The organism is Roseburia sp. TF10-5, from assembly GCF_003462365.1.
Classification (GTDB): domain Bacteria; phylum Bacillota; class Clostridia; order Lachnospirales; family Lachnospiraceae; genus Roseburia; species Roseburia faecis.
Window position 1 is genome coordinate 55,776 of record NZ_QTYW01000007.1, and the last position, 15,158, is coordinate 70,933.

The 15,158-nt window shown below is 45.7% G+C and carries 13 protein-coding genes and 1 other RNA gene; 1 reads left to right on the forward strand and 13 read right to left on the reverse strand.

All coding sequences use genetic code 11. The features are described 5' to 3' along the window. Window positions 1–81: 81 nt before the first annotated feature. From DXD06_RS08735 to secG, 7 genes are all read right to left on the reverse strand, one after another. Complete coding sequence (locus DXD06_RS08735; protein WP_117831373.1) at window positions 82–702, reverse strand: methylated-DNA--[protein]-cysteine S-methyltransferase; 621 nt, start codon at window positions 700–702, stop codon at window positions 82–84. 31 nt (window positions 703–733) lie between these two features. Continuing rightward, complete coding sequence (locus DXD06_RS08740) at window positions 734–1,414, reverse strand: 3'-5' exonuclease (RefSeq protein WP_117831374.1); 681 nt, start codon at window positions 1,412–1,414, stop codon at window positions 734–736. Window positions 1,415–1,433: 19 nt separating this feature from the next. After that, window positions 1,434–1,982, reverse strand: a complete 549-nt coding sequence (locus tag DXD06_RS08745) for a hypothetical protein (RefSeq protein WP_117831375.1) — start codon at window positions 1,980–1,982, stop codon at window positions 1,434–1,436. A gap of 244 nt (window positions 1,983–2,226) precedes the next feature. After that, window positions 2,227–2,566, reverse strand: a transfer-messenger RNA (tmRNA) gene (gene ssrA / locus DXD06_RS08755). 62 nt (window positions 2,567–2,628) lie between these two features. Continuing rightward, window positions 2,629–3,096 (reverse strand): SsrA-binding protein SmpB, encoded by a 468-nt coding sequence (gene smpB / locus DXD06_RS08760; protein ID WP_022045970.1) that lies wholly within the window; start codon window positions 3,094–3,096, stop codon window positions 2,629–2,631. Window positions 3,097–3,195: 99 nt separating this feature from the next. Then, window positions 3,196–5,328, reverse strand: a complete 2,133-nt coding sequence (rnr, locus tag DXD06_RS08765) for a ribonuclease R (RefSeq protein ID WP_117831376.1) — start codon at window positions 5,326–5,328, stop codon at window positions 3,196–3,198. Between the two features lie 61 nt (window positions 5,329–5,389). After that, a complete protein-coding gene (secG, locus tag DXD06_RS08770; RefSeq protein WP_022045968.1) occupies window positions 5,390–5,629 on the reverse strand; it encodes a preprotein translocase subunit SecG in 240 nt (79 codons plus the stop codon). A 226-nt stretch (window positions 5,630–5,855) separates the two neighbouring features. On the opposite strand from secG, the gene DXD06_RS08775 reads away from it, so the two are divergent. Continuing rightward, window positions 5,856–6,608 carry a type II secretion system F family protein gene (locus DXD06_RS08775; RefSeq protein ID WP_117831377.1) on the forward strand — a complete coding sequence of 251 codons (753 nt, stop codon included), beginning with the start codon at window positions 5,856–5,858 and terminating at the stop codon, window positions 6,606–6,608. On the opposite strand, the gene eno is transcribed toward DXD06_RS08775, so the two are convergent. From eno to DXD06_RS08805, 6 genes are all read right to left on the reverse strand, one after another. After that, window positions 6,603–7,973 (reverse strand): phosphopyruvate hydratase, encoded by a 1,371-nt coding sequence (gene eno / locus DXD06_RS08780; protein WP_117831378.1) that lies wholly within the window; start codon window positions 7,971–7,973, stop codon window positions 6,603–6,605. The genes DXD06_RS08775 and eno overlap by 6 nt on opposite strands. A 132-nt stretch (window positions 7,974–8,105) precedes the next feature. Beyond that, the gene (purB, locus tag DXD06_RS08785; RefSeq protein ID WP_022045964.1) at window positions 8,106–9,557 is read right to left on the reverse strand and encodes an adenylosuccinate lyase; all 1,452 of its coding nucleotides are present in this window, start codon (window positions 9,555–9,557) and stop codon (window positions 8,106–8,108) included. Between the two features lie 36 nt (window positions 9,558–9,593). After that, window positions 9,594–11,066 (reverse strand): amidophosphoribosyltransferase, encoded by a 1,473-nt coding sequence (gene purF / locus DXD06_RS08790; RefSeq protein ID WP_117831379.1) that lies wholly within the window; start codon window positions 11,064–11,066, stop codon window positions 9,594–9,596. A gap of 15 nt (window positions 11,067–11,081) precedes the next feature. After that, complete coding sequence (locus DXD06_RS08795; protein ID WP_261291840.1) at window positions 11,082–11,972, reverse strand: phosphoribosylaminoimidazolesuccinocarboxamide synthase; 891 nt, start codon at window positions 11,970–11,972, stop codon at window positions 11,082–11,084. Window positions 11,973–11,976: 4 nt separating this feature from the next. Then, window positions 11,977–13,518 (reverse strand): 2,3-bisphosphoglycerate-independent phosphoglycerate mutase, encoded by a 1,542-nt coding sequence (gene gpmI / locus DXD06_RS08800; protein ID WP_117831380.1) that lies wholly within the window; start codon window positions 13,516–13,518, stop codon window positions 11,977–11,979. Between the two features lie 103 nt (window positions 13,519–13,621). Continuing rightward, on the reverse strand, window positions 13,622–15,133 hold the full coding sequence (locus tag DXD06_RS08805; RefSeq protein WP_117831381.1) for a CapA family protein: 1,512 nt from the start codon (window positions 15,131–15,133) through the stop codon (window positions 13,622–13,624). Between the last annotated feature and the right edge of the window lie 25 nt (window positions 15,134–15,158).

Consider the following 15,158-nt stretch of genomic DNA (forward strand, 5'->3'; position numbering starts at 1 on the left):
TTTTCTAAATTGGTGATTCACGGCATGGTCTGAGGCTTTTGATTTTTGCAAGAGGAACGGAACACGCAGCAAAACAACGACTTATATACCATAGATTTTTAAATCAACACGTCCATCGACAACTGCAATTCCATCCGCCTGCAATAGCCTTGCCTGCGCACCTTCTCCACCAAACGCAAATTCTCCAGCTAATTCTCCCTTTGCGTTCACCACACGATAACAGGGAATCTTCTCCGGATCCGGATTTTTATGCAATGCATTTCCCACGGCGCGTGCCATCTTTTTATTTCCGGCCATCTCCGCAACCTGTCCATATGTTGCCACTTTTCCACGCGGAATCTTTTTAACCGCTTCATAAATCCGTCTGGTCGGACTGTCCGTAACCAGATCATAGCTTTCCGCAATCATACGCTGGATTTCCTGCTCCGGAACGGTACCATCCAGAATAATGGTATTCCAATGATCTTTATTCTGATGCCATCCCGGAATGACAGATGCATAGGTACTTCTCCAGAAATCACGCCACTGCGGATCCGCTTTCACATTTAAATTAATGTATCCTTCCCTCTCATAGGTCCATAAAAACGCCTTTTTGCTTCCTTCTACCCTCACAAGCTGCCAGTTATTATCATGAAACGGTGCCTCCTGATAGGTTTTCGGAAAAGACAATGCATATGCCAGCGCCTCTTCCCTTGTTTTCATACACTCCTCCTTACGGTTTTTCCGTCATATATCATATATTTTCTGTATATCTGCATGTCGGAAATCCCATACATCCCCAAAACTCTCCGAACCTTCCGTTCCTTTTTTTCAGTGGCTGCCCACACACCGGACAATTTTTTATTTCAATATTCCGCCCGGTAGTACCATCCAGCTCCTTTGCCAGCTTTTCAAAAACCTGCTGGTTCATGCGGCAATCGTTTAATGCACGGTGTGCCCCGGCTGTGGAAATCCCGTAATATTGTGCCAGATCCCCCAGACGATGATGCGAAAGTTCCGGCAGACAGAGCCGTGCCAGTTTCAGTGTGTCAATGTAATCGTTGGTTAGTGTCTGACCGAAATACCGTTCACAATCACGATACAAAAATTTCATATCAAAACGATTGATATTATGTCCTGCCAGCACATCATCTCCGATAAAAGCAAGAAATTGCTGCAATACGGAATCAAACATTGGTGCAAACGCCACCATATCATCCGTGATATGATTTACTGCACTTGCCGCGCTGGGAATCGGTCTGCCCGGATTCACAAGCTGACTGAACTCTTCTGTAACAACGCCGTTTTTTACTTTGACAGCCGAAATTTCAATAACCTCGTCATATTTACTCGAAGTACCGGTTGTCTCAAGATCATAGAGTACATAATCCGGCACATACTGATTAATCATTTTACCTTTTGTATTTCCTAACATCTTTTGTTCCTTTGCCTTTTTAGGATTGTTTCAGGAAAAAACGCAGACTTCCAATTCGAAGTACCGCTCCCTGGGAAGCCGCACTGTTTTCAAAGTTTCTTGCAATTGTTTCCTTTTCCACGCTTAATGTCTTTACAATGTAAAATTCCTTCTTTGCCGCCGTCGGTGCATTGTGCATAAATTGCATCACTTCCTGCAGGTTTCCAGATCCGGCATAATCCTCGCCGAGCACCGTATGGGCATCCTTTTCCTGAAACACATGCGGAATGACCGAATCAATCGCTTTATCGTAATCCGCATTTCCCACATCAATCCGGATGCGCGCCAGACAGCTTCCGTCCCCCGGCTGTTCCACCTGATAATCCAAAAGCTGCAACTGCCCCCACTTCTGATTCACTGCCTCCTGCCATTTTGGAAGGAACTGACCTTTCTGCGCATTCAAAACACTGACAATCATGGAAATTTTTTGTTTATTTGGAAGCTTCATAAGCATACCCAGTCCCGGAATCTTCGGAAGCTTTACCTGATCAATATTTAATTCTGTAATATCTGCTACCAGTCGAAACATTTCTTCTCCTTCATCTTTGGTTATTTTCTATGCTATCATGCTATCACTTTTTTCGTAATTTTTCCACTAAAATAACACTCACAATATTATGCTATAATTTCATTTGGCACCGCCAAACCGGATTCACCAGAAAAGTCAGATCAATACCGTTTTGATGATGATATACAAGTATGTATTTATGATAATCTTGTAATCAATATCACGGAATTATTAAAATAAAAAGGTGCTTATTTAAGCACCTTTTTAGTGGACTAGACGGGAGTCGAACCCGTGTCCAAAAACCAATTCCCTGTCCTTCTACGAGTGTAGTTTATTCTTTGACATTCCCTCCACCACACGAAAACAAACATCCTTGTGGTTTTAGTAGCTTCATGATACGCCCACAGGTGCAAAGCTTAGCCTGCGTCGTTTCTCACAGAGTCGAAGCCTGGATCCTAAAGTGTGAGTGCCCTAGGTCAGACTGCTGCCATTAGGCAGCGTATGCTAAATTATCTTCAGCGTTTAATTTTAATTGTGGAATTTAACGTATCCCGTACGACTCGCTTCTCCAGCTGCATGATCCCTGTCGAAACCATTACTAGCCCCTGTTATGTTTTTGCGGAGCAAAAATATAACTCTTGCCTCCCGCCTGTTTTTTGCGAAACACCTATCCAAGATTCCGCACTTTGAAATCCCGTTCGGCTTCCCGCCGCTGGTCTTTTTTGGCAATGTCCTGACGCTTATCGTAAAGCTTCTTTCCTTTTGCCAGAGCAACCTGCACTTTTACAAGACTTCCTTTGAAGTATACTTCCACTGGAACAATCGTGTATCCTTTCTGCGCGATCTTACCGACCATCTTCTGAATCTCTTTCTTGTGCATCAGAAGCTTGCGCGGCCGGAGCGGATCTTTGTTGAAAATATTTCCCTTCTCATATGGGCTGATATGCATACCATAGAGGATCACCTCCCCATTTTCAATATGGATAAAGGATTCCTTGATGCTGCACTTGCCCATGCGCATGGACTTTACTTCGGTTCCAGCAAGAGCGATACCGGCTTCAAAAGTCTCTTCAAGAAAATAATCGTGATAGACTTTTTTATTGTTGGCTATTAACTTCTTCGGTTGTTTCGCCATCCCGGCTCCCTCCTTTTTGTTCTGTAAACTCAGTGTATATGATTTTCCTGCAAAATGCAATAAACTGCTGCTTTTATTTTGAAAATTTTAAGAATTCCATCAATTTTCGTCAGAATCTGCAAGTGTAAAATCAATCGTCCGCATGATCCGGTCACAGTTATCCACCGTCACACGCACCTGCTGCCCCAGTTTAAACCTACGGTTCGTTGCTTCTCCCACCAGTTCATAAGTTTCTTCATAATACTGATAAAAATCATCGGTGAGGGAAGTCACACGTACCAGACCCTCCACAGTATTTTCCAGCTCCACGAAAAATCCGTACTCTGCGACTCCGGAAATAACACCGGCAAAGGTTTCTCCGATATGGTTTTCCATATACTGCACTTTTTTCAGCTTAATTGTCTCCCGCTCGGCCTCATCTGCACGCCGTTCCATCTCACTGGCATGCTTTGCAACCTCCGGCAGTATCTGCGTATAGTGGCCAATGCGCTTTTCGCCCAGACGCCCCCGCAGACTGTCCTTGATAATCCGGTGGATCTGCAGATCCGGATACCGGCGGATCGGTGAAGTAAAATGGCAGTAACAATCCGCTGCCAGACCAAAATGCCCGGTATTTTCCACCGTATAGCGTGCCTGCTTCATCGAGCGAAGGGTCAGACGGCTGATCAGCGGTTCCTCCGAAGTTCCGTCGATTTTTTCCAGCAGCTTCTGCAGTTCTTTCGGATGCACCTCATCACTTCCTATGTGGAGAGAGTACCCGAAATTATTAATAAACGTGGATAGTTTCTGTATTTTTTCCGAATCTGGCTGCTCATGCGTACGATAGACAAACGGAAGTTCTCTCCAGTAATATTCGGCTGCCACCGTCTCGTTTGCAGCAAGCATAAAATCCTCGATCAGTTTCGTTGCCACATTGCGGTCATACGGACGGATATCTACCGGATTTCCATTCTTATCCAGTATTACCTTTGTTTCCGGAAAATCAAAGTCGATGGAACCACGCTTCATACGCTTTTTGCGAAGAATTGCTGCCAGTTCTGCCATCTTTTCAAACATCGGAACCAGTGGCTCATATTCCGCCATCACCTCCGGATCATGGTCTGCCAGAATTTTTTTCACATTGGTATACGTCATACGCCGGTCCACGCAGATAACGGACTCTGTGATTGTGTGATCGATAATTTCGCCCTTAGGATTGACCGTCATGATGCAGCTGAGTGCCAGCCTCTCTTCCCCCTGGTTGAGGGAACAGATTCCGTTTGACAGGGCATGCGGCAGCATCGGAATCACCCGGTCCACCAGATATACAGAAGTTCCTCTCTTCAACGCTTCCGTGTCAAGAGCACTGTGCTCCTGCACATAATTGGACACATCCGCAATATGCACACCCAGAATATAATTTTCATGATCCATGGTAAGTGACACCGCATCATCCAGATCCTTGGCATCTTCGCCATCGATGGTCACCATCTGCCAGTCGCGCAGATCCATGCGTCCTGCCATATCCGCTTCCGATACCGGCTTTGCCACATGCTCTACCTGCGTCATGACCTTCGGATCAAATTCCACCGGAAGCCCGTAAGCGCGCACAATAGAAAGGATATCCACCCCCGGATCATTGATATGCCCGAGAATCTCCACCACTTTTCCTTCCGGATTCTTTCCCTTTTTCCCGTACTGTGTGATTTCAACAACGACTTTATGACCGTTTACAGCTCCTTTCGAACGCTCCAGCGGAATAAAAATATCCGAACCAAACTTTGGATTATCCGGCACTGCAAAGCCAAAATTTTTATTCAGCTGATACGTGCACACCACCTGCTTCATGCCCCTCTCAAGCACATGCAGCACCTTTCCCTCCCTGCGGCGTCCGGTCACTGCCGGTGATACGGAGATCTCTACCGTATCCATATGCATTGCACCGTTAGTTTCGGATTCCGGAATAAAGATATCTTCCTTTTCCCCCTCCACACTGACAAATCCAAATCCTTTCGGATGTGCCTGAAACGTGCCTGTGATCTTTTTCTCTTCCGATTTGCTGAACTTTCCTCTCTTGGAGCAGACGATGCGCCCCTCCATCATCAAATCATTCAGAATCTGTTCCAACTGTGGGCGCTGATCTTTTTTCACACCGAGGACGATCGCCAGTTCCTTGATTTTCATCGGAACATACATATCATCGCACATAAAGTCATATATCATTTTTTTCCGCTGTTCATACTTTGCGTCCATACCCAGATCTTCTCCTTATATAATGAAAAAAGCTGCCGATGTAATCGACAGCTTCCGGTTTCTACCAGATTCCCAAATTCAGAACCATTGCAATGACAAGGAACAGAATCACAAAAATTCTTGTAAGCTTTACAAGCATTCCTTCCATGGAACGTCCCTTATTTTTGCCCCAGTAAGTATCTGCTGCTCCGGCGATCGCGCCAAGACCTGCAGATTTACCCTCCTGCATTAAGATAATCACTGTAATTACAATACTCAGTATAATAAATACAATAGTTAAAATCGTATTTAAAACGGTCACGATTTCCACCTCCTAATTCTAAACTCACGACTAACTAATTATATCATAAAAGAAAAGTCTTTTCAACATTTTTTTATATTTCACAATTTTCCTTTTCATTTCCACTTTATAATATAACACAGATAATATAGAACTTACTGTATCATTAGGAGTATACCATGAAATCCTGTCAAATGTACAGATTTATTCCGATTATATTACTGTGTGTCTGTCTGTTCACTGGTGGATGTTCCCAAAGTACGTGAACTTCACCGCCGATTCCCTCCCTGTGGCCAAGGCCGAAGAACTTGCAGACGGTGCTTCCAGCGATCTGGACATCATCAGCAGTGTATATAATTATATCATTACACATACCACACGGACGCTTCTGCACATCAGTACCATTCTCAATCATTATATGCTTGGATTTATCATTGCCTTTCTGGTATTGCTTATCATCTGTATGATTTTATATCACACCGATCTCGGGCGCGTATTGTTCCTCGGACAGAAACTTGCCATGACGGTTGCCTCCGGACGCGTTCCAAACTGCCTGTATCTGGTTCTCTCCAGCGGACTCGACAGTAATATCGGTCTTACCCCGGCACGCGAACTTGTCAATAATCCGCATATGCAGGCACTTATCGACAAATGTCACGAGAATATCCGCCACGGGGAATCATTCGACAAAGCACTGCTGCTGTCCGGCATCTTTTCCCAGATGTACGCCAGCTGGATTGTAATCGGTTCCCGGACCGGCGAAATGGAAAGCATTGTTTCCCAGCGGGAGATCAATACCGATACCGCAAGCTATCTGACGGCACTTCGTGCTGCATTGCGCCAGATCAACGGTATTATCTACACTTCTGCCGCAGAAAATATGATCGCCATGGACAGCAGCATCTTACAGCTTTATAAAGACGGACGGATCGACAAACACACCGCCATCTCGGAAGCGGTCAATCCGGAGATCATGTCCAAACGTCTGAATCTCTTATAATGTTTCACTGATCCGCAGAAGCTGGTTATACTTGGCAGTGCGCTCTCCTCTGCACGGAGCGCCTGTCTTGATCCAGCCGGCATTTACCGCCACCGCGAGATCTGCAATAAAAGAATCTTCCGTTTCTCCGGAACGATGTGAAATAATTGCCTTATAGCCGTTCTTCTGTGCCAGTTCAATCGCATCCATGGCTTCCGTAAGCGTTCCGATCTGATTGACCTTAATCAGCACAGCATTTGCCACCTTAAGATCCATTCCGCACCGGATTCGTTTCACATTCGTGACAAACAGATCATCTCCCACCAGCATCACCTGTTCCTTCATGCGCTTTGTCAATTCCTGCCAGCCTTCCCAATCGTCTTCATCCAGACCGTCCTCAATAGAAATCAGCGGATATTCCGTGGTAAGTTCTTCATACAGCGAAATCATTTCCTGTGCACTGCGCAGGACTTCTTTTTTTTCGGTGGTTTCCTGCGTTTTCACATGTGCGTCAGATGTATAGGCACCGCCCTGCGTGTCCGGACGCCGCAGATTGACATCCACCTCTGCAGGTGTCTGCGCTTCTCCCGGAAAATGATACATTCCGTCTTCCTCACTGTACAGCTCGGATGCTGCCGCATCCATGGCAAATGCAACATCGCTGCCCACCTTATATCCGGCTTCCTCCACGGCACGCTGCAGACATGCAAACACTTCTCCCGCACTGGAAAAATCCGGTGCAAATCCGCCTTCATCCCCCACTGCCGTCAGTTTGCCTTCTTTCTGCAAAATTTTTTTCAGAAAATGATAAATTTCCGCACCCATCCGGAGTGCATCCGGAAACGACTCGGCTCCGACCGGTACAATCATAAATTCCTGAAAATCCAGGTAATTCTTTGCGTGAGCTCCGCCATTTATGACATTCATCATCGGCATCGGCCATTTTTTTGCATTCGGTCCTCCCAGATAACGGTACAACGGCATATCCAGTGCTGCCGCTGCGCAGCGCGCACAGGCTAAAGAAACACCAAGTAAAGCATTGGCCCCCAGATTTCCTTTGTTGTCTGTCCCATCCAGTTCCACAAGTTTACGGTCAATCTGTACCTGTTCCAGCACATTCATTCCCAACAGCTCCCTGCGGATCTTTGTGTTGATGTGATCCACAACGCGCTGTACTCCAAGCCCAAAATAACGTTCCTGTCCATCCCGCAGCTCAATCGCCTCAAATCTTCCGGTACTGGCTCCGGATGGCACAGATTCCCTGCCCATAGTCTTCTTTCCCGTTGTCTCTGTCTGCGCGGTCACTTCCACCTCAACCGTAGGATTTCCTCTTGAATCCAGAATTTCCCTTCCATGAATTTCAATAATTTTGATCATCAGACCCATTCCTGTTGTCCTCCTTTTTTCATTATTGTGTGAAAAAGAAAGAAATTTATTCAAATCCAAAGAAAAAGAAAGACCTCCCATGTTATAGGAGGTCTTTCTTAGCATAACCGACCGGTCTGTTTATAGGTTCATTTATACGTTAATTTCTGCAGTAACGCCGAGTTCCTCTTTGTGTGCATCCAGCACTGGACGAACCACATCACGCAGGAATACTTCCACCTGACGCGGTGCACGACCCACATACAGCTCCGGTTTTAAGTTTGCCTCGATCTGTTCTTTTGTCAGACCAAAAGCCGGATCTGCTGCAATCAGATCTACCAGATTGTTATCCTTACCCTCTTCCTTGACGGTCTTTCCTGCCTGCATGGACAGCTGACGGATTTTCTCGTGCAGTTCCTGACGGTTTCCACCCTCTTTTACGGCATCCATCATAATATTTTCGGTTGCCATGAATGGAATCTCTGCCATAAAGTGCTTGTAAATTACCTTCGGATATACCACCAGGCCATCTACAACATTTAAGCACAGATCCAGGATACCATCGATTGCAAGGAATCCTTCCGGAACCGACAGACGCTTGTTGGCAGAATCATCAAGTGTACGTTCAAACCACTGTGTTGCAGAAGTAATGGCCGGATTTAATGCATCTACCATCACATAGCGGGAAAGAGATGCAATACGCTCACTCCGCATCGGATTACGCTTGTATGCCATCGCAGAAGATCCGATCTGGTTCTTTTCAAATGGCTCCTCTACTTCTTTTAAATGCTGCAGAAGACGGATATCGTTAGACATCTTATGCGCACTGGCAGCAATCCCTGCTAAAACATTTAAAACACGGGTATCCACTTTACGGGAATAGGTCTGTCCAGAAACCGGATAGCAGGACTTAAATCCCATTTTCTCTGCGATCATCGGATCAATCTTATCGATCGTCTCCTGATCCCCGTCAAAAAGCTCTAAGAAACTTGCCTGTGTACCGGTCGTTCCTTTCGATCCGAGCAGTTTTAACGTACTCTGTACATACTCCAGATCCTCCAGATCCATCAGAAACTCCTGTGTCCAGAGTGTTGCACGCTTTCCGACTGTTGTCGGCTGTGCCGGCTGAAAATGCGTAAATGCAAGGGTCGGCTGATCCTTATATTTTTCTGCAAAATTGGACAGCTCCGCAATCACGCTGACCAGTTTTTTATGTACGAGCTTTAATGCCTCATTCATAATGATGATGTCTGTATTATCTCCGACATAGCAGGAAGTAGCCCCCAGATGAATGATACCGGCTGCCTTCGGGCACTGCTGTCCATAAGCATACACATGACTCATGACATCATGACGCACCAGTTTTTCACGTGCGACTGCTACATCATAATTAATATCATTGACATGTTCTTTCATCTCATCAATCATATCCTGTGTGATGACCGGCTTTCCATTCTCGGAAAGTCCGAGTTCCATCTCTGTCTCAGCCAGTGCGATCCAGAGTTTTCTCCATGTGGAAAACTTCATATCCTGGGAAAAAATGTACTGCATTTCCTTGCTGGCATAACGCTCGGAAAGAGGGCTTGTATATCTGTCTGTGCTCATGTTCTTCTCCTTTTATTTGATTACATTGGTAACAACTTATCGGCTCATCTTGCGCTCAAGATCAATCTCTTTGTCATAATACTCTCCGCGAATGTCCTGTTTCGGCGGTTCCATCGGGTATTTGCCCGTAAAACAGCCGGTACAGATCGGAAGTCCTTCCGCCATTTCTTTCAGACGGTCGATTCCGAGATAACCAAGGGAATCTGCTCCGATAATCTGGCGGATCTCTTCAATCGTACGGTTGTAGGCAATCAACTGCTCACGCGCCGGAATATCGGTTCCGAAATAACAAGGCCATAAAAATGGTGGAGAACTGATGCGTACATGCACCTCGGTTGCTCCTGCATCCCTTAACATGCGCACAATACGATCCGATGTCGTACCTCTTACAATCGAATCATCGATCATAATGACACGTTTCCCTGCCACTGCCTCACGCAGCACATTCAGCTTCACCTGTACGCTGGATTCCCTGCTGCTCTGCTTTGGCTTGATAAACGTACGTCCCACATAGCCGTTCTTGACAAAGGCTGTACCATACGGAATCCCGGATGCCAGAGAATAGCCAAGTGCTGCAGCATTTCCGGACTCCGGCACACCTGTCACCAGATCTGCCTCTACCGGCGAATCCTGTGCCAGAAACTTTCCGGCCTTGATCCGGCTTGCATATACACTCACCCCGTCAATATGACTGTCCGGTCTTGCAAAATAGATGTACTCAAAAATACAGCGTGCTTCCTTTTCTTTCGGAAGTGCCATGGTCATATCGGACTCAATACCTTTTTCCGGAGAAATGGTCACAACTTCTCCCGGCAGCACATCACGCACAAATGTTGCACCAATGGTGTCAAGTGCACAGGTTTCCGATGTGATAATATAAGAATTGTCACGCTTTCCGATACAAAGCGGCTTAAAGCCGTATGGGTCACGTGCCCCGATCAATTTACGCGGACTTGCCACAACCAGTGCGTAAGCTCCCTTAAGACGCTGGCACGCACGGCGCACAGCTTCTTCTGCTGACTGGGAATTCAACCGCTCCCTTGCGATATAGTAGGCAATCACCTCAGAATCAATGGTGGTCTGGAAAATTGCTCCCGTATATTCCAGCTCCTTGCGAAGCTGTGGTGCATTGATCAGATTGCCGTTGTGGGCAAGTGCCAATGTACCTTTGACATAATTTAACACGAGTGGCTGGGCATTTTCGCGGGTAGAAGAACCGGCCGTTGAGTAACGTACATGTCCGACTCCGATGTCCCCCTTCATCTGCTCAAGATTTTCCGGTGCGAACACTTCATTTACAAGTCCCATTCCCTTGTAGGAAAGAACCTTGCCCTTAGGACCGCTGGTATCGCTGACTGCAATACCGCAGCTCTCCTGGCCACGGTGCTGCAGGGCAAACAGTCCATAATATATTGTCGATGCTACATCTGCACCGTCAAAATCATACATTCCGAAGACGCCACACTCCTCATGAAGTGTATCCGCATCATAACTGTTATTCTGAATCATTGTGATCTCCTATATCTATCTTGTAAAAGGCTTACCAGTCAGAAGCTCATATGCTTCTTTGTACTTATCAACGGTCTTTGTAACAACTTCTTCCGGAAGAAGGAAATCATTGTCCGGATTTGCCTTGAGCCAGTCTCTGACATACTGCTTGTCGAAAGAAGGCTGTCCCTGTCCCGGCTTGTACCCTTCCAGTGGCCAGAATCTGGAGCTGTCCGGTGTAAGCATCTCATCACCGAGAACGACTTTACCGTTCTCGTCCAGACCGAACTCAAATTTGGTATCTGCAATGATAATTCCTTTGGAAAGTGCATACTCTGCACATTTCTTGTAGAGAGCGATGGTGCAATCCTTGATCTGTGTTGCGTAATCAAGTCCTTTTCCAGGATAAATTTTCTCCAACACATCTACAGACTGCTCGAAGGAAATATTCTCATCATGATCGCCCAGATCTGCCTTGGTACTCGGTGTATAAATCGGCTCCGGAAGCTTATCAGACTCTACCAGTCCTTCTGGAAGCTTAATGCCGCACACCGTGCCGTTTTCTTTGTAGCTTGCCCAGCCGCTTCCTGTGATATAGCCACGAACGATACACTCGATTGGAAGCATCTCAAGCTTCTTGCACATCATGCTGTTTCCGTCAAAACGCTCCTGTTGGAAAAATTCCGGCATATCCCTGACATCAACAGAAATCATATGATTCGGAACAACATCCTTTGTAAAATCAAACCAGAACTTTGACATCTGGGTCAGAATTGCGCCCTTGTCCGTAATCCTGTTCTTTAAAATGTTGTCAAATGCGGAAATACGGTCAGTAGCTACAATGATCAGGCTGTCTCCGTTATCATAGACTTCTCTTACTTTTCCTTCTTTGAATGGTTTAAATTCCTTCATTTTCGCTCTCCTTATTCTTTTATTTTTCGATTAACAAACTCTTTCCGGTCATCTCTTTCGGCTGCTCTAATCCCATAATCTGAAGCAGGGTCGGGGCAATATCTGCCAGGCATCCGCCCTCACGCAGTGTATACTTCGGATCCGCATTTACGAGAATAAACGGTACCGGATTGGTTGTATGGGCAGTATGTGGCTCACCTGTTTCGTAGTCAATCATTTTCTCTGCATTTCCATGATCTGCACAGATAAACAGAACACCATCCATATCCTTCACCGCCTGGACTGCATCTCCTACCAGTCCGTCCACACGCTCGACTGCCTTGATGGCTGCCGGAATCACACCGGTGTGTCCGACCATATCCGGGTTCGCAAAGTTGATAACGATCACATCATACTTGTCTGACTTAATAGCCTCAACAAGATCCATACCAACCTCCGGAGCACTCATTTCCGGCTTCAGATCATATGTTGCAACATCCTTCGGGGAATTTACCAGCAGACGTGCCTCATCAACGTTTGGCTCTTCCACGCCGCCATTAAAGAAGAATGTAACATGTGCATACTTCTCTGTCTCGGCCAGACGAAGCTGTGTCTTTCCGCACTTTGCCAGGTACTCACCGAATGTATTTACAATATGCTCTTTTTCAAATGCGATCAGCTTGTTCGGGATCGTCTCATCATAGTCCTTAAAGCAGACAAATGTTGTCTTAATGAACGGACGGTCAAATCCGGTAAACTTGTCATCACAGAATGCACGTGTCATTTCACGGGCACGGTCCGGACGGAAGTTAAAGAAGATCACGGAATCATTCTCTTTTACAACAGAGACCGGTTTTCCATTCTCTGTAATTACGGTAGGAAGTACGAACTCGTCTGTTACATCCTTTGCATAGGAATCTTCCATTGCCTTAACCGCATCTTCTGCCTGTACGCCCTCACCCTTTGTCAGGGAATCATAGGCTTTCTGTACACGATCCCAGTTATTATCACGATCCATTGCATAATAACGTCCGGATAAAGAAGCGATCTTTCCAACACCGATCTCTTTCATCTTCTTTTCCAGTTCTTCGATAAATTCTTTTCCGGATGCAGGAGGTGTATCACGTCCGTCTAAGAATGCATGAACATATACCTTGCTCAGTCCCTTCTTCTTTGCCATCTCAAGCAGTCCGTAAAGATGTGTAATATGACTGTGCACACCACCATCGGAAAGAAGTCCCCACAGATGCAGGTCCGAATCATTTTTCTTACAATTATCCATGGCTGCAAGCAGTGCCTTATTCTCGAAAAAGTCACCGTCTTCGATTGCCTTGGTAATTCTGGTCAGATCCTGGTAAATAATGCGGCCGGCACCGATATTCATATGTCCAACCTCAGAGTTACCCATCTGTCCGTCCGGAAGTCCTACTGCCAGACCGGAAGCCTGTCCTTTTACAAAAGGACATTCCTTCATTAATTTATCCATTACCGGGGTATTTGCCAGCGCAATGGCATTTCCCTCTGTACGGTCATTCAGACCATAACCGTCAAGAACCATTAAAACAACAGGTTTTTTGCTCATAATTCATCCTCTCTTTCCATTGTAACAATCCTATACTATTGTACTTCATTATTGTTACACAAACACTTATTATATTACATAATTTGAACGGGATTGCAAGTGTTCACTGCAAATTTCCCACGATATCTATCGATTTTAAATCCAGATCCACATCATCAAAATACTGTCCATAACGCCTTCCGGACGTATAGGCATAAGGAGAAACTCCCGGTTTTTCGACATTTTTATACGGATAAAAGAATCCGTCCTCATCAATTCCCACATGATTGGAGATATCTGCCAGATAATGATAAAATGCTTTGATCTGTTTTTTTTCTGTCAGAATCGAAGTCGTAAGCGAATCCTGTATGCACGGAATCATCCGCAATTTCAGACTGCCGGAATCATCAATCTGAATCTGTGCAATCGTTGTGTAAAGTTTTCCGGTAGAAAACCAGAAATTTCCCACGCTGTATGCCACCGGCACATTTTTTATAAACTCAACGCCCTGCAGACGGTGCGGATGTCCACCAATCACGGCGTCTGCACCAGCTTTTACACAAAGGTCTGCAATCTCTGTCTGATCCTGCCCATAATGGATCTTTCCTTCTGTTCCCCAGTGAACATACGCGATCACATAATCACTGTTCTTCTTCGCACGCTTCAGTTCTTTCTTCCATACCTCTTCCTGCTGGGTCTTTAATACTCCCGGTTTCTCCTTCTGGGCTTTCTGTGTAAAATGATAAAACCTTTCGATTTCCGTTGCAGATACAATCGCAATCTTTCGTCCACCTGTGACCACATAACGCACAGCGCTTGCCTCTGTCAGATTTCTGCCACCACCACTGTACGGAATTCCCGCAGCATGCAATGCATCCAGCGTATCTAAAAATCCCTGCTCACCATAATCAAACACATGATTATTTGCCACAGAGACCATATCTATTCCCAGTGTGCGCAGGAATCCGGCATCTTTGGGATCTGCCCGAAAACAGTATGCTTTGCCAACCTGCCGCTGTCCCCGTGTTGTATAAGCAAACTCATTGTTTGCCATCGTAAAATCTGCCGAAATCAGTTCCTTTTTTACTTCATCGGAAAAATAATCCGCCATGTGATTCTTTGCCGTCTTCCCCGTACACCAATTCTCATCCAGACAGATATCCCCGACAAAATCCAGACGGATGCATGCCGGATCGGATGCTTCTTTCCAGATCACATCCTCATACGAATACGACATATACTGTTGCTGCCTGCAATACATAAGCCACAGAACATGCATACTGTTTCCGGTAAACCGATACCACAGATCCGGGTCCTGATTTCCGTTTTCCAGCTGTGTATACAGACTCTGCAGCACACCGCTCCCATACTTCGTTTCAATCCATCCCATAAAGGCTTCATCCACCGGATATTTCTGAAAAAACTTTCCGGAGGCAGTCCTTAAAATCTGGTTTTCCAGATCCTGTACTTCCGGCTCGGTTTCCTGTGATTTCTCCGTGACCTGGGAGGTTTTTTCCTCATATTCAGTTTGTACTTCCTTAGTCTCTTTCAGCGGCTGTGTATTTTGGATGATGCCATGTGTCAAAGCAAAAATAAACAACAAGAGAACGACACATTCCAGACATTTTTTCTTCATGTGTAAAATTTCAAAGGCTATTCAC